Here is a 19,342-nt window from a genome sequence, read left to right as displayed (position 1 = left end):
GCCGTCATTCTACAAGGCGGCGAAACGCGGTCCTATCAAAGGCAGGTTCATGAAGATCATCGTTCTGGGCGGAGACGGTTTCTGCGGCTGGCCGACCGCGCTGCATCTTTCGGCGCGCGGCCATGACGTGATCATCGTGGACAACCTGTCGCGCCGCAAGATCGACGTGGAACTTGAGGTCAGCAGCCTGACCCCGATCCGCCCCTTGGGCGAACGGGTCCGCGCTTGGCATGAACTGACCAACCACCAGATCCGAGTGGAAAACTTCACCGTGGGCGAACATTACCACCGCCTGCTGACGCTGCTGCGAGACGAACGGCCCGACGCGGTGATCCATTTTGCCGAACAGCGCGCCGCGCCCTATTCGATGAAATCAAGCTGGCACAAGCGCTATACCGTCAGCAACAACCTGAACGCCACCAATGATGTGCTGGCCGCCATTGTCGAAAGCGGACAGGACATCCACCTGGTTCACCTGGGGACCATGGGCGTTTATGGCTATGGCACGGCGGGCATGAAGATCCCCGAAGGCTATCTGGACGTGGTGATCGAGACCGAGAACGGCCCCCACCGGCAGGAAATCCTGTATCCCGCCAATCCGGGGTCGATCTATCACATGACCAAGACCCAGGATCAGCTTTTCTTCTTCTACTACAACAAGAACGACGGCGTCCGCATCACCGACCTGCACCAGGGCATCGTCTGGGGTACCCAAACCGAGGAAACGCGCCTGGACGACCGGCTGATCAACCGCTTCGACTATGACGGCGATTACGGCACGGTGCTGAACCGCTTCCTGATGCAGGCGGCCATCGGCTATCCGCTGACGGTGCATGGCACGGGCGGCCAGACCCGCGCCTTCATCCATATCCAGGATACTTGCCGCTGCATCGAACTGGCGCTGATGAACCCGCCCGCGCGTGGCGACCGGGTGAACATCCTGAACCAGATGACCGAAACCCACCGCGTCCGCGACCTGGCCCGGATGATCGCCGACCAGACCGGGGTCGAGGTGGCCTTCCTCAAGAACCCCCGCAACGAGGCGGACGAGAACGACCTCCACGTCGCCAACGACCGCTTCCTGGGCCTGGGGCTGGAGCCGATCAAGTTGCAGGACGGGTTGCTGGCCGAGGTCCAGGAAATCGCCCGCAAATACGCCGACCGCTGCGACCGGGAAAAGATTCCCTGCGTGTCGCAGTGGCGCAGGGCGTAGGAAACCCCGCCCGGACAGGGCGGGGATCGGTCACTCGGCCCCGGACGGTTTTCGGGATTTCATCTGGTCCACAGTCGCCAGCACAACCGCCAGGCGCTTCGAATCGGCCGGGTGCGTTCCCCAGAACGACAGTTGCCCGGTTTGGGATCGCGCCGCCTTGTCACGCGCAAAGTATTTCGCGCCTTTGACCGGATCATAGCCTGCGGCAGCCGCGATGCGTGTGCCCAGCATGTCGCTCTCCAGTTCATAGGTCTGGGAATAGGCCTTCTGGCCGACCGCCGCGCCGATTTCCATGTTCCGGCCGACGGCGTTGGGGTCATAGCTTTGGCCCGCTGATGCAGCCTCGGCATTGGCATAGGCCGTCAGCGCCCCCAGGATCAGCGCCCCCGCCACGGCCTGTTGCTGCTGCTTGACGATGTGCTGACCGATTAGATGGCCGTATTCATGGCCCAGGATGAAGGCAACCTCGTCATCGCTTTCGACATCCTGGAGCATCGGCACGGTAAAGCGGATCACCGGATCGCTGGTGCCTGGGCCCCCATAGGTGAAATAGGCGTTCGGTTCGGCCATCTGCCGATCCAGTTCCAGCTTGACGCGGCAATCGGCGCCCTTCCGGGCCAGTTCGGCCTTGCACAGGTTTTCCGCGACAGGCTGGATGCGGGATGCGACCCGCTGGAAGCGCGCCTGCGCGAGGGCGGGACTGGCAGGGCTGCGGGGCGCGGCTGCCTTCGCCTCGGCGAACATGGCGGTGGCGCGCGCGTTCACGCTGTCGTCCACGCCGGGCAATTCATAGGTGGTGCCGCAGGCAGCGGCCAGGGCGGTCAGGCCGATGGCAGCTGCGGTGCGAAACAGTTGAAACAAGGTCATTGGCAAGGCTGTCCTGTCAAACGGCTGAATGCCTCACGATAACCCGGCCAACAGCCTTTCTTGAATTGATAAGTTCCTAAAATAAAATACAAATGCGGCGCGAAACCATGTCTCACCATGTGGCATGACTTCACGCCTGCCGCAGAAACTCCAGCAGGTCGCCGACCAGCCGGTCCGCATGGGTTGCGGTCAGCCCATGAGGGGCGCCGCTGTATTCGATCAGCGTGGCGTCGGGCAGCATTTTCGCCAGGCGTTCGGCGGTCGCGGCGCTGGGAACGGTCTTGTCGCCGGTGCCGTGGATGATCAGCGTGGGCACGTTGATGTTGGGCACATCTCCTGTGAAATCGGTCGTCCCGAAGGCCGTCACGCATTCCAGCGTCGCGCGGGGGCTGGCCATCATCGCCATGCCCAGGGTCCAGTCCAGGACCGGCTGGCTGACGCCGCTGACCATGCCCTGGCCATAGAACTGCTTGAAGAAGTCGGCCAGGAAGGCCGGACGATCCTTGCGCAGGCCCGCCTGGATCCCTTCCAGCAGGTCGCGGGTAATGCCGTCCGGGTTGCTTTCCGACTTCAGCATCCCCGGCACGACGGACCCCACAAACACCGCCTGCGACACGCCCGCGCCATGGCGGGTCATGTAGCGGGCGACCTCTCCCCCGCCCATGGAAAAGCCGACAAGCGTGGCGTCGGTCACCCCCAGGCCGTCGATCACCGCGGCCAGGTCGTCGGCCAGCGTGTCATAGTCATAGCCGCCCCAAGGCTGGTCGGATCGTCCGAAGCCGCGCCGGTCGTAACTCACGACGCGGAACCCGGCCTCGGCCAGCCTGACGGACTGGTATTCCCAACTGTCGGCGTTCAGCGGCCAGCCGTGGATCAGCACCACGGGGCGGCCTTGCCCCCAGTCCTTGACGTGCAGTTTCGTTCCGTCGCCTGTCGTGATTACCGGCATGTCGCGTTCCCCTGTTCGGACTTGGCAGGGGAACGCCGGTGGAGCGGGCCGGGTTGCCTTACCGGACCCGCGCCCAGGTCTGGCTTTTGCAGATCAGCCCGCCCGCGACGCAGCCCGACAGGCTCATCCGGTCGCCCTGGACGCTGGCCTTGCCGTTGTAGATCTTGTTGTTGGCCGGCCGCCAGACCTTGCCCGTGTAATTGCCGCCGCCCTGCGGGGCCATGTCGATGACGATCTGGCGGCCCAGGTTCGGCGACTGGTATTCCGACTGGCCCTGGAAGGCGCGGGTGATCGTGCCGCAGAAGGCGGGGCCGCAGGGGGCGATGGTGACATGGGCGAAGGAGCCTTCGTCCGGCTGGGTCTGCCAGATGCCCTCGATCGGGTCGGCGGTGGCGGCGGTGCCAGCCAGCGCAAGGGCGGCGGCGATGATGATATGGCGCATGGATCCCTCCTCCAAGGATTGACGGATGCTGCGCGGGCGCCGGATGTCTGGCAAGCATGACGTGAGGTCGCAGCGCCCTTCCGTTCCGCCCGCCCCCATGGCAAAGGGTTCGCGATCCGCGAACCCAGGAGTGTGCCATGATCCTCTACCCCGCCATCGACCTGAAGGACGGCAACTGCGTCCGCCTGCTGCGCGGAGAGATGGAGGCCGCGACCGTCTTCGGCACCGATCCGGCGGCGCAGGCGCGCGCCTTCCAGGACGCGGGCGCGGAATGGCTGCATCTGGTGGACCTGAACGGCGCCTTTGCGGGCCATCCGGTGAACGCGGCGGCGGTCGAGGCGATCCTGGGCGCCATCCAGATCCCCGCCCAGCTTGGCGGCGGCATCCGCGACATGGCAACCATCGAGGGCTGGTTGTCCAAGGGCCTGTCGCGGGTGATCCTGGGGACCGTCGCGGTCGAAAACCCCGATCTGGTGCGCCAGGCGGCAGCGGCTTTCCCCGGCCGGATCGCGGTCGGCATCGACGCGCGGGGTGGCCGCGTCGCCACGCGCGGCTGGGCGACCGAGACCGAAGTGATGGCCACCGACCTTGCCCGCCGGTTCGAGGACGCGGGCGTGGCCGCGATCATCTATACCGACATCGACCGCGATGGCGCCATGCAGGGTCCGAACATCGCCGCGACCGAAGCCTTGGCCCGCGTGGTCGGCATCCCCGTCATCGCATCGGGGGGCGTGTCGTCGCTGGACGACCTGCGGGCCCTGGCGGAAACGCAGGTCATCGCAGGGGCGATTTCGGGCCGGGCGCTTTACGACGGCGCGATTGATCTGGCCGAGGCGTTGGCGCTGTTGAAGTAGGCGGTCCTTTGGCACGCCTGATCCACCGCAATACGGGCGGAATCAGGAAACGCATGCGTTTCCCCGTCCGCAGGACCGGGCTCCATCAGAGACATATCAACCCCACGACCCGAGAGGTCACCGCCCGCTTGGGGGCGGGGCGGGCGCTGACCGGGCCTTCAAGGCCCGGTGGTAAGGGTGGTTGCGGGGTCACGTGGCGAAGGCGATGGCCTTCGCCAAATCAAGACCATCAAGCAGCCGCTTGGCGCCTAAATCGGGCCGCCACGAATTACCCGCCCGGCGGGCAATCCGCCCGTCAGATCTGCCGTTCCGGCATCTGGACGACCAAGCCGTCCAAGGCCTCGGTCACCTTGATCTGGCAGGTCAGGCGCGAGCGTTCGGGATCGGGCTGATAGGCGAAGTCCAGCATGTCCTCCTCCATCGGGTCGCGGGGGGGAAGCTGGTCCACCCAGGCCGGATCGACATAGACATGGCAGGTCGAGCAGGCGCAGGCGCCGCCGCAATCGGCGTCGATGCCGGGGATGCCGTTGTCGCGCGCGCCTTCCATCACCGTCATGCCGGGCTTCACGTCCACCTCGTGGCGGGTTCCGTTATGCTCGATATAGCTGATGCGGGCCATGGCTATCGTCCTTTGCTGTGCACGGGGCAGATAGGCCATCGCACCCGCAATGAAAAGGGGCGGCCCCGAAGGCCCGCCCCTGTTTGCACATCGGTTTCCGGTCAGGACTTGCCGACCGGCAGGGCCACGAAGCGCGGCTCTCCGTCGCGGCGCACCAAGACCAGCAGCGACTTGCGGCCCGCCTCGCGCGCCTCGTCGATGCGGGCGTTCAGGTCGCGGATCGAGGCCACGGGCTGCTGGCCCGCCTCGGTGATGATGTCGCCGGCGGCAAGGCCCTTTTCGGCGGCCTCGCTGGCAGGATCGACCTCCTGCACCAGCAAGCCGCTGCTGTCGGCAGGCAGGTCCATTTCCTGGACCATCTGCGGCGTCAGCGGGGCCAGCGACATGCCCAGAACCTCCTCGGGGGCGGCATTGCCTTGGGGCGCGGGCGAATCGCCCGTGCCCTCGGCCGTCTCGCGGCGGCCCAAGGTCACGGACAGGGTCACCGGCCCTTCGGACCGCTGCACCACGACATCGACCGGCTCGCCCGAAGGCGCCTCGGCCACGCGGCGCACCAGGCTGCGGGTGTCCTTGACCTCGGACCCGGCGAAGCTGGTGATCACGTCGCCCGCGCGCATCCCGGCCTCTTTTGCAGGGCCTTCGGGAACGTCCGTCACCATCGCGCCGGATTCCGCCGCCAGGCCAAGCGCCTCGGCCATGTCGGGGGTCACGTCCTGGATCTTGACGCCCAGCCAGCCGCGCCGGGTTTCGCCGAATTCGCGCAACTGGTCCACGACGCTGGAGACGACGTTGGACGCCATGGAAAAGCCGATGCCGATCGACCCGCCATTGGGCGATAGGATCGCGGTGTTGACGCCCACGACCTCGCCCTTCAGGTTGAACAGCGGCCCGCCCGAGTTGCCGCGGTTGATGGCAGCGTCGGTCTGCAGGTAATCGTCATAGGTGCCCGACAACTCGCGGTTGCGGGCCGAGACGATCCCCGAACTGGCCGAGAAGCCCTGCCCCAGCGGGTTGCCAAGCGCCAGCACCCAGTCGCCCACGCGGGCGTCGTCGGAGTTGCCGAACTTGACGAAGGGCAGCGCGTCCTTGCTGTCCACCTTGAGCAGCGCCACATCGGTGTTCGGGTCGGTGCCCACCACCTTGGCGGGCAGGGTGTTGCCCGCATAGAACTCGATCTCGATCTCGTCCGCGCCCTCGATCACGTGGTTGTTCGTGACGATGAAGCCGTCAGACGAGATGACGAAGCCCGATCCCAGCGCGTTCGACCGCTGCGGCATCCGGGGACCGCCCTGTCCGGGCTGGCCCGGCATTCCGGGAAAGCCGAAGTCGCGGAACAGGTCGGAAAACGGGCTGCCTTCGGGGAACATCGGACCGTCCTCGCCGCGCGTGGGCTGGGCCACCACGGCGCTTGTGGTGATGTTCACGACGGCAGGCGCAACCTGCTGCACCAGGTCGGCGAAGCTGTCGGGCATGACCTGGGACGAACCGGCCTGGGGCGCGGCCGTCAGCGGTTCGTTGTTGTTCGCCGCTTCTTGTGCCTGCTGGCTGGCCTCGGGCGAAATGTCGGGCTGCGCATCCTGGGCGGCCGCAAAGCCAAGGCCGACGGTCACGGCCAACGCCGAGGCGGTCAGCAGATGCCGAGGAGAAAGCGTCTTCATGCGGATGTCCTCATCTTTCGCATAATGCTCCGGTCCTGACATGGGCCGGGGACCGACTGGATATGAAGAAGAAATAGGGTGGCGTGGCAAATAAACCACGCTCTCGGGCGGTGAACTGATCGTGACTTTTATTGCAAGGGGCGGATAGTTTCCCATCCGCCCCCTGTTCTTCGTATCAGTCCTGCGCGGGAGCTGCCCCGGCCGCTTCGCCCGCAGGCGCCGCATCGGGCGCGGCACCCGCATCAGTACCCGCATCGCCGCTGGCGGGGGGCGCGGTCACGGCCGAACCCTGCTGCGGGGGCGTGGCCAGGCTTTCCGGCATCGGCGTCAGCGTGACGCCCGCGCTTTCCCCCAGACGGTTGCCGTCGCGGTCGGTCACGGTGGGCGTCACCAGATCCTCGTCCGCTGTCGCCGGCGGGACCGCAGCGGCCCCGGCCGAGTTGCCCGCCGGCACCGGCGTGGGCGAGGGGTTGGCGCGTTCCGCACCGTCGTCGCGCAGATAGCTGAAGAACTCCCCGTCCGGCTGCAGCACGATGCTGCTGTTTTCGGGACGCAGCGCGCGTTGGTAAGAGGTCATCGACCGCGTGAAGGCGAAGAATTCCGGGTCGCGGCCGAAGGCATCGGCATAGATGGCGTTCCTTTGCGCATCGGCCTCGCCTCGGACGATCTCGGCCCGTTTCGAGGCTTCCGAGGTCAGTTCCGTCACCGTCCGGTCGGCTGCGGCGCGGACGCGCTGCGCGGCCTCGCCACCACGGGCGATCTCGTCCGCGGCCTCGCGCTGGCGTTCGGCGCGCATCCGGGCATAGGTCGCGTTCAGGTTCTGCTCGGGCAGATCGGTGCGGGTCAGGCGCACATCGATGATCTCGACCCCCAGGCCCAAGGAATTCTTGCGCGCCTCGTCGCGGATCTGGTTCATCAGCGCGGTGCGGTCGTCCGACAGAACGCTGGTGGACGGGACCGTGCCCAGCACTTCGCGGATGGCGTTGCGCACGATGGGTTCCAGACGTCCCTGCGCGCCCTGGATGCCGCCCGCGCCCACCGCCTGGCGGAAGCGGACCACATCGGTGATGCGCCAGCGGGCGAAAGCGTCCACGATCAGGCGGCGGTCGTCCAGCGGCGTGACCTCCAGCGGAACGGTCGGCAGGCCCAGAATGCGGCCGTCGTATTTCTCGACATTGTCGAGGAACGGCACCTTGAAGCCAAGGCCCGGCTCCTCCTTGACATCGACCACGCGGCCCAGACGCAGGACCAGGGCCTTTTCGCGTTCGTCCACGATGAACAGCGACGATGCGACAAGCACCGCCACCACGATCAGCAGCGGAATGGCCAGCGTGGACAGGGTTATGCGACGCGCGGCCATCAGTTGTTTCCTCCGATCTTCGTGCCCGTGCTGGCGCTCGTGTCACCCCCACGGCGCAACTGGTCCAGCGGCAGGAAGGGCACGACGCCCGATCCCTGCCCGTCCATTCCTTCGCCGATGATGACCTTGTCAACGCCGCCAAGGACGTTTTCCATGGTTTCCAGATACATCCGGCGGCGGGTCACTTCGGGCGCCTTCACATATTCCTCATAGATCGAATTGAAGCGCGCGGCCTCGCCCTGGGCGGTGTTGACCGCCTCGGCGCGATAGGCCTCGGCCTGTTCCAGCGTCGCCGCCGCGTCGCCGCGGGCCTGGGCCAGAACGCGGTTGGCATAGGCGTCGGCCTCCTTCTCAAGCCGGTCGCGCTCCTGCTGGGCGGCCTGCACCTCGCGGAAGGCGTCGATCACCTCGGAGGGCGGGTCGGCGCGGTCCAGGTTGACGCGGACCACGTTGATCCCCGACTGATAGGCGTCCAGCGTTTCCTGGACCGAGGCCTGCAGGTCGTTGGCGATCGTGCCCCGGTCGCGGTTCAGGATCGGCGCCAGTTCGCTGCGCGCGATGATGTCGCGCATGGACGATTCCGCCACCGCGCGCATGGTGTCGGCGGGATCGGCCAGGTTGAACAGGAATTTCATGGGGTCGTTGATGTTCCAGACGACTTGGTATTCCATGTCCACGATGTTCTGGTCACGGGTCAGCATCAGCCCGTTGTCCATCTGCCCTTCGCGGCCCGTGCCGATCTCGGTCACGCGCTCGTTGGTGACGGGGATGACCTCGGCGGTGACAAAGGGCCAGGGGGCGAAGTTCAGGCCCTCGCTGCCCACGGCGACGGCGCGGCCGAACAGGAACTCGACGCTCTTTTCGTTGGTCTGGACGCGGTAGAAGCTGGCAAAAGCCCACAGCGCCAGCAGCACCAGCCCGCCGATGGTCAGCGTCGTGCGGTTCAACTGAAGACCCGGCCCGCCGGACGGACGGCGCCCGCCGCCGTTCGGGCCAGGGCCGCTGCCGCGCCCGCCCATCAGGACGCGCAGGCGTTCCTGGCCCTTCTTCATCAGTTCCTCGATCTCGGGCATCTGCTGCGGGCCGCCGGGCCGCTGCGGGCCTTTCGGTGGCTGCTGCTGTCCCCAGGGGCGGTTCGAGGGCTGCCTGCCGCGATCCTCGTCGTCTCCTCCGCCGCTTCCGCCGCCCCATGGGCCCTGACTTGCCATCCGTCGTCCTTCTTTCTTCTTCGGAATTCCGTTGCCTGAAACTGGTGCAGCAGGGGGAAAAGTCAACCCGAAGGCCCCCTGCCCGCGCCGATCTGTCGCAATTGTCAGGCGGTTGCAGCCTGTGCAGGAACCTCAAGCCGGTGTCGGCGCGCGGGCTGGCGCATCGTCACCAGTTCTTCGGCCGCGGTTGGGTGCACGGCCATGGTCGCGTCGAAATCGGCCTTGGTCGCGCCCATTGTGATGGGGATCGCGGCAAGCTGGATCATCTCGCCGGCGTCGGGGCCGAAGATGTGGCAGCCCAGGACCATGTCGGTTTCGGGATCGACCAGCAGCTTCATCATCACCCTGGCATTGCTGCCCGCGAACATCGACCGCATGGGCCGGAAGACAGTCGCATAGACATCCACGTCGCCGCGCGCGCAGGCCTGTTCCTCGGTCAGGCCGATGGAGGCCACCTCATGCGGGCGCAGGTAAACGGCGCTGGCGATGGTCGCATGGCTGACCTTGCGCGCCCGTCCGCCGAAGACCGTATCGGCGAAGGCATGGCCTTCGCGGATCGCCACGGGGGTCAGGTTCACCCGGTCGGTCACGTCGCCGACCGCGAAGATCGAAGGCACCGCCGTTTGCGACCATTCGTCCACGGCAATGGCGCCGTTCGGGCGCAGGTGGACGCCGGTGTTCTCCAGCCCCAACCCGCCGGTATAGGGCGTCCGCCCCGTGGCCCAGATCACCGCATCGAAGTCTTCCCGCCTGTCATCGTTGAAGGTGACGCCGATCCGTTCGCCGTTCCGCTCCAAGGCGGTCGGGGTGACGTTCAGCCGCAAGTCGATGCCGATGTCGCTCAACTGCAAGGTCGCCATGTCGCGGGCCTGCGCGTCAAAGCCGCGCAGCACCGCATTGCCGCGATAGGCCTGCACCGTCTCGCAGCCCAGACCCGCAAGGATGGTGGCGAATTCGCAGGCGATATAGCCGCCGCCGACCAGCAGCACCCGGCGCGGCAGTTTCTCCAGCAGGAACAGGTCGTCCGAGATCAGGCCCAGTTCCTCGCCCGGAATGCCCGGCAGCGCGGGACGCCCGCCGACCGCGATCAGGATATGCTTGGCGGTCTTGCGGGTGCCATCGGCCAGGGCGACCGTGTGGGCATCGACGACCGTGGCGCGCTGATGGAAGATCTGAACCCCGGCCTTTTCCAGGTTGGCGGTATAGATCAGTTCCAGCCGGGTCAGTTCGGCGTCCAGCTTCTGCCGGAACACGGTCCAGTCAAAGCGGCCCGCCTGTGCGCCTTCCCAGCCATAGCCGCGCATCTCCTCGGCCATCAGCCCGGCTTGGGATGCGAAGATCATCAGCTTCTTGGGCACGCAGCCGCGGATCACGCAGGTGCCGCCCATGCGACTTTCCTCGGCCAGGGCCACGCGGGCGCCGTGTTCGCCCGCCGCGATCCGCGCCGCGCGGACGCCGCCCGAACCGCCGCCGATCACGAACAGGTCATAATCGAAGCTCATGGCTGGTCCCCCTCGCCCGCCAGCATGTCGGCGTCGATATCGGCGTTGCGGTCAAGGCGCACAACCGTGCCGTCCGGCTTGCCGATGATCGCAAGGCTGCACATGCCCAGGAACAGCCCGTGTTCCACGACGCCCGGAATGGCAGACAGCGCGCGGGCCAGCGCGACCGGGTCGGGGATCGCCCCCAGATGCAGGTCCAGGATCCAGTTGCCTTCGTCCGTCACCCAGGGCTCGCTGCCCTTCAGGCGGTGCAGCACGTCGCGGTCGCCCAATTCCAGGTCATCCAAGGCGCGGCGGATCAGGGTGCGTGTCGTTTCGAACCCGAACTGCAAGACCTCGACCGGCAGGGGAAAGGCGCCAAGCTGTTCCACGACCTTGCCGGGATCGGCGATCACCACCATCCGCCTGCTGGCCGCCGCCACGACCTTTTCGCGCAGATGGGCGCCGCCGCCGCCCTTGATGAGGTGCAGGTCGGGATCGACCTCGTCCGCGCCGTCGATGGTCATGTCCAGCCAGCCGATCTCGTCCAGGCTTTCGATGGAGAGGCCCAGGCTTTCGGCCAGTTCGCAGGTGGCCTTGGATGTCGCGGCGCAGCGCAGCGACAGCCCTTCGGCGCGCGCGCGGGCGGCCAGTTCGCGAACCATGATGGCCGCCGTCGATCCCGTGCCAAGGCCCAGCTTCATGCCGTCCTGGACCAGGGCAACGGCTTCGCGCGCTGCAGCAAGCTTGGCGGGATCGGGTTCGGTATGCGACATGGCGGGCCTCCTGCATCTGCGTCCCAAAGGTTATAGGCGACGAGGGTCGAAAGGGCGAGAGGGTCGGGGCGCGTATCGCGCTTTAGCCTGGTGGATCGGGTCCGTCCGGGCGGGACCAGAAAACGCACTGCGTTTCCCCGCCCGCGTGAGCGGGTTCCGCCAGAGACGGTGCCATCCCAAGTCCACGGGAGGCCCGCGCCCGCCGGGGGCGGGGCGGGTGCGGGCCGGGCTTTTGAAGCCCGGCGGCACTGGTGGCGCTGGCAGCGCGTGGCGAAGGCGATGGCCTTCGCCAGACCCAGGGCGGCGCAGGAATGAATGTCGATCCGCCCTAGCCCCGGCTGACGCTTTCCGGCAGGATCACCGTGAAGGCGCTGCCCTGCCCCTTGGCGCTGTCGATGCGCAACCGGCCGCGATGGCGGTTCACGATATGCTTGACGATGGCAAGCCCCAGGCCGGTACCGCCTTGCGCACGCGACCGATGCGTATCGACGCGATAGAAGCGTTCGGTCAGGCGCGGCAGGTGCATCCCCTCGATCCCCTCGCCCCGGTCGCGGATCTCGACCGCCCAGGCCGGGCCGCGCAGCAGCGGCTCGTGGTCGATACGGCGCATGGAGACGCCCAGGTATCCGCCCGATCCGCCGTATTTCAGCGCGTTCTCGACCAGGTTCTGGAAGACCTGCACCAACTGGTCGGGATCGCCCGGTACAGGCTGACTGCCCGCGATGCCGCTGGTTTCGACCGTCACGCCCGCCGCCGTTGCAGCGGGGTCCATCGTCGCCAGCACGCCGCGCAGCAGCAGCGGCAGATCGACCTGGCCGCCGGGGCGGCGGCGTTCCTCGGCCTGGACGCGGCTCAGCGACAGAAGGTCGCTGACCAGGCGGTTCATGCGGGCGGCCTCGCGCTCCATGATGTCCAGGAAGCGGTCGCGGGCGCGGGCATCGTCGCGGGCCGGGCCACGCAGGGTTTCGATGAAGCCGATCATCGCGGTCAGCGGCGTCTTCAGTTCATGGCTGACATTGGCCACGAAATCGCGGCGCATCTGCTCGGCCTCCTCGGCCTCGGACCGGTCCAGAACGGCGATGGTCGCCCCCCGGCCAAGGGCCGAGGGCAGCCGCGCCACGGTGATCTCTGCCGCGATGTCGCGCCCGTCGGCCAGGATCACGGCGCTTAAGCGGGCCACGCCATCGATGGGCGGGGGCAGGGACGGGTCGGGCGCAGGCTGGGGATGACGGTCGGGATCCAGCACCCAGTCCACCGCCGCGACCACGGCGGGATGGCGCACGACGGTCACGAAGGGCCGGTTCAGCAGGTCAGCCCCCCCGAACAGCGCCACCGCCGCGCGGTTGGCGCCGATGGTGCGCGCGCGGCCATCCACCGCCAGCATCGGCACGGGTACGCCCTCCAGCAGGTCCGAGGCCCGGCGATGCGCACCTTCGGTCATCCGGCCTGCCGCACAGACTGGGCGGCGGCGCCTGGTTCGCGGATCATGCGTCCTCCTCCATCAGGTGCCTGACGAAGCGGCCAAGGCCCCCCTGCCGGTCGCGGCGCAGGCGTTCGGCGGTCAGGATGGCGCGCAGGCGGTGTTCGGTTTCGTCCAGGTCGTCGTTGACCAGGACGTAATCGTATTCCGCCCAATGGCTGATCTCGGCCCGGCTTTTCTCCATCCGCCCCGCGATCACCGCGTCGCTGTCCTGCCCCCGCCCCCGCAGGCGCCGTTCCAGTTCCGGCAGCGACGGCGGCAGCACGAAGATCGACACCACATGCCCGCCCAGGGCGGATGCGCGGATTTGCTGGCCGCCCTGCCAGTCCACGTCGAACAGCGTGTCGCGCCCGTCGCGCATCGCGGCCTCGACCGGGGCGCGGGGGCTGCCGTAAAGGTTGCCGAAGACCTCGGCATATTCCAGCATCTGGCCTTGCTCGACCATCTGGCGGAAGGCGCCAGGAGTGGTGAAGTAATAATGCTGCCCTTCGATTTCTCCCGGGCGCGGGGGCCGGGTGGTCGCGGAGACGGAAAACCGCAGGGCCGGATCCCAGTCCATCAGACGCCGCGCCAGCGTCGATTTCCCCGCGCCCGAGGGCGACGACAGGATGATCAGCAAGCCGGTGCGGTCCATGGGTGTCCTTTCCTGGTGGCGTGACGGCGGGATGGACCAGCACCGCCGGACGGTCAAGACCCGGCCGGCGGCGGACCGCGCCGCATCATCTTAACCATTCGTTAGGAAAACGACTCGGCAGGCGGCGAAGTTATGTTTATCATACCCTTGGAGTAACAGTGCGTCCGTGTGTCTGGATGCGCATCGGTGTGTGAGGGTACGGCATTGTCGGAATGTCAGAACGACGCAGGGTCGCATCCGCCCATGGCGGAGCGGAGGGGCCAGATCGTGCAACTGGCCGATTTCAACCCGTTGCAGCCCGCACGGATTCTGGCCGAGATGCGAAGCTATTGGGACAGCCTGCGGCGCGGCCGGGCGGTGCCGGCGCGGTCGGACATCCAGCCCCAGGGCATCCGGCGCGCCCTGGACTATGCCTTCATCCTCGAACGCATCGCGCCCGGCGCGGCGCGTTTCCGCCTTGCGGGCCAGCACCTGATCGACCTGATGGGCATGGAGGTGCGCGGCATGGCTTTCTGTTCGCTGGCCAATTCCAGTTCGCGCGGGCGGCTGTCGGATGTGCTGGAATCGGTGTTCCGCGCCCCGCAGCTTGCGCAGATGACGCTGCACGCCAAGGCGGATTATGCCCGCCCCGAACTGTCGGCGCGGATGCTGCTGCTGCCCTTGTCGTCCGACCTGGGCGACGTGACGCGCGCGCTTGGCTGCATCATCGCCGAGGGCCAGATCGGCGTCGCGCCCCGCCGTTTCGACCTGATCCATGACGAGGTGATGCCGCTCCTGGACGGCGGCAAGGTGCTGGCGCCCTCGCCCTCGGGCTTTGGCGGGGACCGCCGCACCGGCGGGCGCGACGGGACGCCGCTGCGGCCGCTGACGCTTGCCACGGGCGAACCTCCAGCCAGGCTGGCCGACAGCCCCGAATCGCGCCGCGCCGGTTTCCGGGTCATCTCGCTGCCGCAGACACACCTGCCCGGCGCCACCAAGTCCTGAACAGCAGGCGGCGGCCGCCCTTCAGCCCACCGGGACGACGCGCACCGCGCCGCCCTTGGCAGACAGCGCGATCTCTCCGCCCGCAAGGCGCAGGGCGTCGTTGCCGAACACCTCGGCCCGCCAGCCCTTCAGCGCGGGCAGGTCGCGGTCGCCCTGGGCGATGGCATCCAGTTCGGCGGAAGACGCGATCAGCTTGGGCGCCACGCCCGAAGCGTCGGCCTTGGCCTTCAGCAGCACCCGCAGCAGGTCCGACAGCGCCGCATTGCCGGGCTTGCCCGGTTCCTCGGGCTTGGCCTGGGGCAGCTCCCTGGCCTCGATCCCCGCCTTGACGGCGGCCAGGATACCGTTCGCGATCTCTCCCTTGCGCGCCTCGCGCAAGAGCAGGCGCGACCGGCCCAGATCGGCCTCGGTCAGGGGCTTGGTCGAGGCAAGCTCGATCATCGCGTCATCCTTGAAGACGCGCGACCGGGGAATGTCGCGTTCCTGGGCATAGGCCTCGCGGAACCGCGCCAGTTCGCGCAGGATCGCCAGGAAGCGCGGCGAGTTGGTGCGCGTGCGGACCTTGAGCCAGGCTTCCTCGGGGCGGGTGATATAGGTTTCGGGGTCTTCCAGGACCGCGATCTCCTCGGCCAGCCAGCTTTCGCGGTTGTTCTTGCGAAGCTCGGCCGAGAGAAACTCATAGATCACCCGCAGATGCGTCACATCGGCCAGGGCATAGGCCGCCTGCGCGTCCGACAAGGGACGGCGCGACCAGTCGGTAAAGCGCGACGATTTATCCAGGTTGGCCTTGGCGATCTTGCGGACCAGGGTCTCGTATCCGACCTGTTCGCCAAAGCCGCAGACCATGGCCGCGACCTGCGTGTCGAACAGGGGCTGCGGGAACAGGCCCGCGTCGTGGAAGAAGATCTCCAGATCCTGGCGGGCGGCGTGGAAGACCTTGACCGTGCCTTGGTGGCGGAACAGGTCGTAAAGCGGTTCCAGCGACAGCCCCTCGGCCAGGGGATCGACCAGGACGGCCTCGCCCCCTGCGGTCTTCGGCGTCGATGCGGGCGGCAGGGCAAGCTGGATCAGGCACAGCTTGGACCAATAGGTTCGTTCGCGCAGGAATTCGGTATCGACGGTGACATAGGGCGCGGATTTCGCGGCCTCGCAGAAGCGTGCAAGATCCTCGGTCCGGGTGATGGTGATGATGTCGTTGCTCATGGGGACTTTCATGCCGGCGGTTCGTCCGCCAATCCGACCGGCATAAAACCAAGTCTCCGCCTTGAAAAGCGTTTTTGGTCAGCGGACCTGACGGATCACAAGGGCGGGATGTCGCCTTCGGCCCGCAGCGCGTGGAAATCGGCCACGAAATCGTCCAGCCGCCCTTCGGCGATGGCACCGCGCAGGCCCGTCATCAATTCCTGGAAATAATGCAGGTTGTGCCAGGTCAGCAGCATCCCCGAGATCATCTCGCCCGCGCGGAAGACGTGATGCAGATAGGCGCGGGAATAGCCGGTGCAGGCCGGGCAGCTGCAATCTTCGTCCAGCGGACGCGGATCGTCGGCATGGCGCGCGTTCTTGATGTTGACTTGGCCCCGCCGCGTCCAGGCCTGCCCCGTGCGCCCGGAGCGAGAGGGCAGCACGCAATCCATCATGTCCACGCCCCGCTGCACGGCGCCCACGATGTCGTCGGGCTTGCCCACACCCATCAGGTAGCGCGGCTTGTCCACCGGCAGGAAACCGGGCGCATAGTCGAGGACGCCGAACATCGCCTCCTGCCCCTCGCCCACGGCCAGGCCGCCGATGGCATAGCCGTCAAAGCCGATGGATGTCAGCGCGCTTGCCGATTCCTCGCGCAGTTCCGGCGTGACGCCCCCCTGCATGATCCCGAACAGCGCATGTCCCGGCCGGTCGCCGAATGCGTCGCGCGACCGCTGGGCCCAGCGCATCGACAGGCGCATGGATTGGGCCACGGCGTCCTCGGTCGCGGGCAGCGCGGGGCATTCGTCAAAGCACATCACGATGTCGCTGCCCAGCAGGCGCTGGATTTCCATGCTGGTTTCCGGGGACAGCATGCGCTTGCTGCCGTCGATATGGGATGAAAACGTGACGCCGTCTTCCGTCAGCTTGCGCAGGGCGGCCAGCGACATGACCTGGAAGCCGCCGGAATCCGTCAGGATCGGCCGGTCCCAGTTCATGAAGCGGTGCAGCCCCCCCAGCCGCGCGATCCGCTCCGCGCCGGGGCGCAGCATCAGGTGATAGGTGTTGCCCAGCAGGATGTCGGCCCCCGTCGCGCGCACCGATTCCGGCAGCATCGCCTTGACGGTCGCGGCGGTGCCCACAGGCATGAAGGCGGGGGTGCGGATCTCGCCGCGCGGCGTGTGGATGGTGCCGGTGCGGGCGCGGCCGTCGGTCGCGTGAAGGGTGAAATGGAAACGCTCGCTCATCGCCTGTGCCTGTCGCTGGAACCGGGTGTCCTTAGCGAATGAGGGCAGGCTTCGCAATCCGCGCTCTCTGGACCTGAGGGGGGCGGTTGCCTATATGAAGGGACATTCAACAGGAACACGCCCAGGATCCCGCCATGACCGAGTTGCAGGAAGGCGCCCCGCTGATCGCGCCCTCGACCACAGACCATCCGCTGTATGACAGCGTGGTGGAGGCCTGCAAGACCGTGTATGACCCGGAAATCCCGGTCAACATCTTCGACCTGGGCCTGATCTATACCATCGACATCACCCCCCAGAACGAGGCGCGGATCGTGATGACCCTGACCGCGCCCGGCTGTCCCGTTGCCGGAGAAATGCCGGGCTGGGTCGCCGACGCGGTCGAGGCCATTCCGGGCATCAAGCAGGTCGATGTGGAAATGACCTTCCAGCCGCAATGGGGCATGGACATGATGTCCGACGAGGCGCGGCTGGAACTGGGCTTCATGTAGGCCGCCACTGGGCGGCGGTAGCTGGGGGACTTCACGTCCCCCAGGCCCCCTGTGGGATATTTGCAGTCCAAAGCAGGAGTCCCGCGTCTTGATGGGCATGGGGCGCGGGATTATCTTTGCGGGTGAACAGAAGGATCGCGCCCATGTTTGCCATTCCCGGATCCGTGCCGGTCACCATCACGCCCGCCGCCGAACGCCAGATCGCGCGGCTGATGTCGGGCAAGAACGCCTTTGGCCTGCGCATCGGGCTGAAGAAGGGCGGCTGCGCGGGCATGGAATACACCATGGATCTGGTCGAAGCCGCCGGGCCGAACGAGGAAGTCGTGGAACAGGGCGCCGCGCGCGTCGTGATCGCGCCCAAGGCGCAGATGTTCCTGTTCGGGACCGAGATCGATTATGAAAACGGCCTTCTGGAATCCGGCTTCAGGTTCCGCAACCCCAACGTGACCGATGCCTGCGGCTGCGGCGAATCGGTGCGGTTTGAGCCGCTGGAAGGCAGCCGCGCAGGCAGCTGATCCTGGCAGCCAATTTCGCGGCCGGTTGCGGCGCTATCATCATTGCGAAATGCCCCTTGTCGTCCTAAGCCCCTGACGAAGCTGAAGGAGGAATGGCATGGCACCGCGCAAACTGGCTGCTGGAAACTGGAAGATGAACGGCGACTTGGCCGCCCTGGCCCAGATCGACGCCTTGGTCGCGGCCCATCCCGCCCCCGGCTGCGAGGTTCTGGTCTGCCCCCCTGCGGTCCTGCTGCATCCGATGAAGGCGCGGGCCGGGCAGATCGCGCTTGGCGGGCAGGATTGCCATGCCAAGGCCTCGGGTGCGCATACGGGCGACATTTCCGCAGCGCAGTTGAAGGATGCCGGTGCGTCCTATGTGATCCTGGGCCATTCGGAACGCCGCGCCGATCACGGCGAAACGGATGCCGTGGTGGCCGCCAAGGTGGCGGCGGCCCATGCCGCAGGCCTGACCGCGATCATCTGCGTGGGCGAGACCGAGGCGCAACGCGACGGCGGGGACACGCTGGCAGTGATCGCCGCGCAGCTTGACGGCTCGATCCCCGATGGCGCGACGGCCGCCAATATCGTCGTCGCCTATGAGCCGGTCTGGGCCATCGGCACCGGCCGCACCCCCACCAACGACCAGATCGCCGAGGTCCATGCCCTGATGCGCGAGCGGCTGGCAGGCAAGGTCGGCGATGCCGCGGGGGTCCGGCTGCTTTACGGCGGCAGCGTCAAGCCCGGCAACGCCGCCGAAATCTTTGCCATTCCCCATGTGGACGGCGCCCTGGTGGGCGGGGCCAGCCTGAAGGCTGCGGATTTCGCCCCCATCATCGCGGCGCTGGAAGCGGCCTGACTTCGGCCATCACGGGAAGGGGCGCCACCGAGACCCGCCCCTTGCCCGCGCCCTTCGCCTGATACAGCGCGACATCCGCATCGCCCAGCATCCGGTCGATGTCATCCGGCCCATAGCCTGCCGACAGGACGATCCCCAGGCTTGCCGACACGGCGCAACCCTCGGGCGAGATCTGCTCGATCCCCTGGATGATGCGCGTGCCGATGCCCGTCAGCGCCTGGCAGCACCAGGATCCCCCCAGGATCAGCACGAACTCGTCCCCGCCGATCCGGGCAACATGGTCGCGGCTGCGGGTCACGCGCCCCAGAACCTGCGCCACGTCGCGCAGCAGGCGGTCGCCGGTCGGATGGCCCAGGCGGTCGTTCACGGGCTTGAAGTTATCCAGATCCAGATGGACCAGGGCGAAACCCTGCCCGCCGCGCGGATCCAGGGCGCCGCGCATCGCGGCCAGCAGCCCCCGCCGGTTCAGAACCCCGGTCAGCGGGTCGGTATGGGCTTCCCGTTCCGCATCCTGGCGGGCCAGCATCAGGTGGCGGTTGAAGCGGGC

At 67.3% G+C, this 19,342-nt stretch carries 20 protein-coding genes; 6 read left to right on the top strand and 14 right to left on the bottom strand.

What is annotated here, in order from left to right:
* The first annotated feature begins 49 nt into the window (after positions 1–49).
* On the top strand, positions 50–1,213 hold the full coding sequence (locus tag AAIL68_RS06885; protein ID WP_347138927.1) for an NAD-dependent epimerase/dehydratase family protein: 1,164 nt from the start codon (positions 50–52) through the stop codon (positions 1,211–1,213).
* Positions 1,214–1,243: 30 nt separating this feature from the next.
* On the opposite strand, the gene AAIL68_RS06880 is transcribed toward AAIL68_RS06885, so the two are convergent.
* The 3 genes from AAIL68_RS06880 to AAIL68_RS06870 form a co-directional block, all read right to left on the bottom strand.
* A complete protein-coding gene (locus AAIL68_RS06880; protein ID WP_347138926.1) occupies positions 1,244–2,080 on the bottom strand; it encodes a M48 family metallopeptidase in 837 nt (278 codons plus the stop codon).
* A 130-nt stretch (positions 2,081–2,210) separates the two neighbouring features.
* Positions 2,211–3,029 carry an alpha/beta hydrolase gene (locus AAIL68_RS06875; protein ID WP_347138925.1) on the bottom strand — a complete coding sequence of 273 codons (819 nt, stop codon included), beginning with the start codon at positions 3,027–3,029 and terminating at the stop codon, positions 2,211–2,213.
* A gap of 58 nt (positions 3,030–3,087) precedes the next feature.
* Positions 3,088–3,471: a DUF2147 domain-containing protein gene (locus AAIL68_RS06870; protein ID WP_347138923.1), complete on the bottom strand. Its 384-nt coding sequence runs from the start codon at positions 3,469–3,471 to the stop codon at positions 3,088–3,090.
* 137 nt (positions 3,472–3,608) lie between these two features.
* On the opposite strand from AAIL68_RS06870, the gene hisA reads away from it, so the two are divergent.
* The gene (gene hisA / locus AAIL68_RS06865) at positions 3,609–4,325 is read left to right on the top strand and encodes a 1-(5-phosphoribosyl)-5-[(5-phosphoribosylamino)methylideneamino]imidazole-4-carboxamide isomerase (RefSeq protein ID WP_347138922.1); all 717 of its coding nucleotides are present in this window, start codon (positions 3,609–3,611) and stop codon (positions 4,323–4,325) included.
* Between the two features lie 295 nt (positions 4,326–4,620).
* Here the strand turns inward: hisA and AAIL68_RS06860 are convergent, their stop codons facing one another.
* The 8 genes from AAIL68_RS06860 to gmk all read right to left on the bottom strand — a co-directional run bounded on the left by AAIL68_RS06860 (position 4,621) and on the right by gmk (position 13,541).
* On the bottom strand, positions 4,621–4,944 hold the full coding sequence (locus AAIL68_RS06860) for a 2Fe-2S iron-sulfur cluster-binding protein (protein WP_347138921.1): 324 nt from the start codon (positions 4,942–4,944) through the stop codon (positions 4,621–4,623).
* A 101-nt stretch (positions 4,945–5,045) separates the two neighbouring features.
* Positions 5,046–6,602 (bottom strand): Do family serine endopeptidase, encoded by a 1,557-nt coding sequence (locus AAIL68_RS06855; RefSeq protein ID WP_347138920.1) that lies wholly within the window; start codon positions 6,600–6,602, stop codon positions 5,046–5,048.
* 175 nt (positions 6,603–6,777) lie between these two features.
* Positions 6,778–7,947, bottom strand: coding sequence for a protease modulator HflC (locus AAIL68_RS06850; protein ID WP_347139088.1), 1,170 nt, complete (start codon positions 7,945–7,947; stop codon positions 6,778–6,780).
* Positions 7,948–7,961: 14 nt separating this feature from the next.
* Positions 7,962–9,170, bottom strand: coding sequence for an FtsH protease activity modulator HflK (gene hflK / locus AAIL68_RS06845; protein ID WP_347138919.1), 1,209 nt, complete (start codon positions 9,168–9,170; stop codon positions 7,962–7,964).
* Between the two features lie 104 nt (positions 9,171–9,274).
* Positions 9,275–10,672: a glutathione-disulfide reductase gene (gene gorA / locus AAIL68_RS06840; protein WP_347138918.1), complete on the bottom strand. Its 1,398-nt coding sequence runs from the start codon at positions 10,670–10,672 to the stop codon at positions 9,275–9,277.
* Positions 10,669–11,427 (bottom strand): ribose-5-phosphate isomerase RpiA, encoded by a 759-nt coding sequence (rpiA, locus tag AAIL68_RS06835; RefSeq protein ID WP_347138917.1) that lies wholly within the window; start codon positions 11,425–11,427, stop codon positions 10,669–10,671. Before rpiA ends, gorA begins: the two co-directional genes overlap by 4 nt.
* A gap of 328 nt (positions 11,428–11,755) precedes the next feature.
* Positions 11,756–12,868 carry an ATP-binding protein gene (locus tag AAIL68_RS06830; protein ID WP_347138916.1) on the bottom strand — a complete coding sequence of 371 codons (1,113 nt, stop codon included), beginning with the start codon at positions 12,866–12,868 and terminating at the stop codon, positions 11,756–11,758.
* A 43-nt stretch (positions 12,869–12,911) separates the two neighbouring features.
* Positions 12,912–13,541, bottom strand: coding sequence for a guanylate kinase (gene gmk / locus AAIL68_RS06825; RefSeq protein WP_347138915.1), 630 nt, complete (start codon positions 13,539–13,541; stop codon positions 12,912–12,914).
* Between the two features lie 243 nt (positions 13,542–13,784).
* Between gmk and AAIL68_RS06820 the strand changes: the two genes are divergently transcribed.
* Positions 13,785–14,525, top strand: a complete 741-nt coding sequence (locus AAIL68_RS06820; RefSeq protein ID WP_347138914.1) for a PAS domain-containing protein — start codon at positions 13,785–13,787, stop codon at positions 14,523–14,525.
* A gap of 21 nt (positions 14,526–14,546) precedes the next feature.
* Here AAIL68_RS06820 and rnd read toward each other — a convergent pair whose 3' ends face one another.
* Positions 14,547–15,716: a ribonuclease D gene (gene rnd / locus AAIL68_RS06815; protein WP_347139086.1), complete on the bottom strand. Its 1,170-nt coding sequence runs from the start codon at positions 15,714–15,716 to the stop codon at positions 14,547–14,549.
* Positions 15,717–15,823: 107 nt separating this feature from the next.
* Positions 15,824–16,954 carry a tRNA guanosine(34) transglycosylase Tgt gene (tgt, locus tag AAIL68_RS06810; RefSeq protein WP_347138913.1) on the bottom strand — a complete coding sequence of 377 codons (1,131 nt, stop codon included), beginning with the start codon at positions 16,952–16,954 and terminating at the stop codon, positions 15,824–15,826.
* Positions 16,955–17,088: 134 nt separating this feature from the next.
* Here tgt and AAIL68_RS06805 point away from each other — a divergent pair, with 134 nt between their 5' ends.
* From AAIL68_RS06805 to tpiA, 3 genes are all read left to right on the top strand, one after another.
* Positions 17,089–17,442 (top strand): SUF system Fe-S cluster assembly protein, encoded by a 354-nt coding sequence (locus AAIL68_RS06805; RefSeq protein ID WP_347138912.1) that lies wholly within the window; start codon positions 17,089–17,091, stop codon positions 17,440–17,442.
* Between the two features lie 143 nt (positions 17,443–17,585).
* On the top strand, positions 17,586–17,957 hold the full coding sequence (locus AAIL68_RS06800; protein WP_347138911.1) for an iron-sulfur cluster assembly accessory protein: 372 nt from the start codon (positions 17,586–17,588) through the stop codon (positions 17,955–17,957).
* Positions 17,958–18,054: 97 nt separating this feature from the next.
* Positions 18,055–18,795 carry a triose-phosphate isomerase gene (tpiA, locus tag AAIL68_RS06795; RefSeq protein WP_347138910.1) on the top strand — a complete coding sequence of 247 codons (741 nt, stop codon included), beginning with the start codon at positions 18,055–18,057 and terminating at the stop codon, positions 18,793–18,795.
* Here tpiA and AAIL68_RS06790 read toward each other — a convergent pair.
* A partial coding sequence (locus AAIL68_RS06790) for a GGDEF domain-containing protein (protein ID WP_347138909.1) occupies positions 18,770–19,342 on the bottom strand: 573 nt, incomplete at its 5' end. The genes tpiA and AAIL68_RS06790 overlap by 26 nt on opposite strands.

Origin of the sequence: Paracoccus sp. SSK6 (assembly GCF_039770665.1) — a bacterium.
In the GTDB taxonomy this organism is placed as follows: domain Bacteria; phylum Pseudomonadota; class Alphaproteobacteria; order Rhodobacterales; family Rhodobacteraceae; genus Paracoccus.
Note: the sequence above shows the minus strand (reverse complement) of the source record. Positions and strands in the feature narration are given on the sequence as shown.

What these genes read in the sequence shown, in the direction of transcription:
- gorA (WP_347138918.1), bottom strand. Translation starts at nt 10,672, where the DNA reads ATGAGCTTCGATTATGACCTGTTCGTGATCGGCGGCGGTTCGGGCGGC.
- AAIL68_RS06880 (WP_347138926.1), bottom strand. Translation starts at nt 2,080, where the DNA reads ATGACCTTGTTTCAACTGTTTCGCACCGCAGCTGCCATCGGCCTGACC.
- hisA (WP_347138922.1), top strand. Translation starts at nt 3,609, where the DNA reads ATGATCCTCTACCCCGCCATCGACCTGAAGGACGGCAACTGCGTCCGC.
- AAIL68_RS06875 (WP_347138925.1), bottom strand. Translation starts at nt 3,029, where the DNA reads ATGCCGGTAATCACGACAGGCGACGGAACGAAACTGCACGTCAAGGAC.
- AAIL68_RS06885 (WP_347138927.1), top strand. Translation starts at nt 50, where the DNA reads ATGAAGATCATCGTTCTGGGCGGAGACGGTTTCTGCGGCTGGCCGACC.
- hflK (WP_347138919.1), bottom strand. Translation starts at nt 9,170, where the DNA reads ATGGCAAGTCAGGGCCCATGGGGCGGCGGAAGCGGCGGAGGAGACGAC.
- AAIL68_RS06830 (WP_347138916.1), bottom strand. Translation starts at nt 12,868, where the DNA reads ATGACCGAAGGTGCGCATCGCCGGGCCTCGGACCTGCTGGAGGGCGTA.
- AAIL68_RS06800 (WP_347138911.1), top strand. Translation starts at nt 17,586, where the DNA reads ATGTTTGCCATTCCCGGATCCGTGCCGGTCACCATCACGCCCGCCGCC.
- tpiA (WP_347138910.1), top strand. Translation starts at nt 18,055, where the DNA reads ATGGCACCGCGCAAACTGGCTGCTGGAAACTGGAAGATGAACGGCGAC.
- AAIL68_RS06820 (WP_347138914.1), top strand. Translation starts at nt 13,785, where the DNA reads ATGGCGGAGCGGAGGGGCCAGATCGTGCAACTGGCCGATTTCAACCCG.
- AAIL68_RS06860 (WP_347138921.1), bottom strand. Translation starts at nt 4,944, where the DNA reads ATGGCCCGCATCAGCTATATCGAGCATAACGGAACCCGCCACGAGGTG.
- AAIL68_RS06870 (WP_347138923.1), bottom strand. Translation starts at nt 3,471, where the DNA reads ATGCGCCATATCATCATCGCCGCCGCCCTTGCGCTGGCTGGCACCGCC.
- gmk (WP_347138915.1), bottom strand. Translation starts at nt 13,541, where the DNA reads ATGGACCGCACCGGCTTGCTGATCATCCTGTCGTCGCCCTCGGGCGCG.
- AAIL68_RS06805 (WP_347138912.1), top strand. Translation starts at nt 17,089, where the DNA reads ATGACCGAGTTGCAGGAAGGCGCCCCGCTGATCGCGCCCTCGACCACA.
- rpiA (WP_347138917.1), bottom strand. Translation starts at nt 11,427, where the DNA reads ATGTCGCATACCGAACCCGATCCCGCCAAGCTTGCTGCAGCGCGCGAA.
- AAIL68_RS06855 (WP_347138920.1), bottom strand. Translation starts at nt 6,602, where the DNA reads ATGAAGACGCTTTCTCCTCGGCATCTGCTGACCGCCTCGGCGTTGGCC.
- tgt (WP_347138913.1), bottom strand. Translation starts at nt 16,954, where the DNA reads ATGAGCGAGCGTTTCCATTTCACCCTTCACGCGACCGACGGCCGCGCC.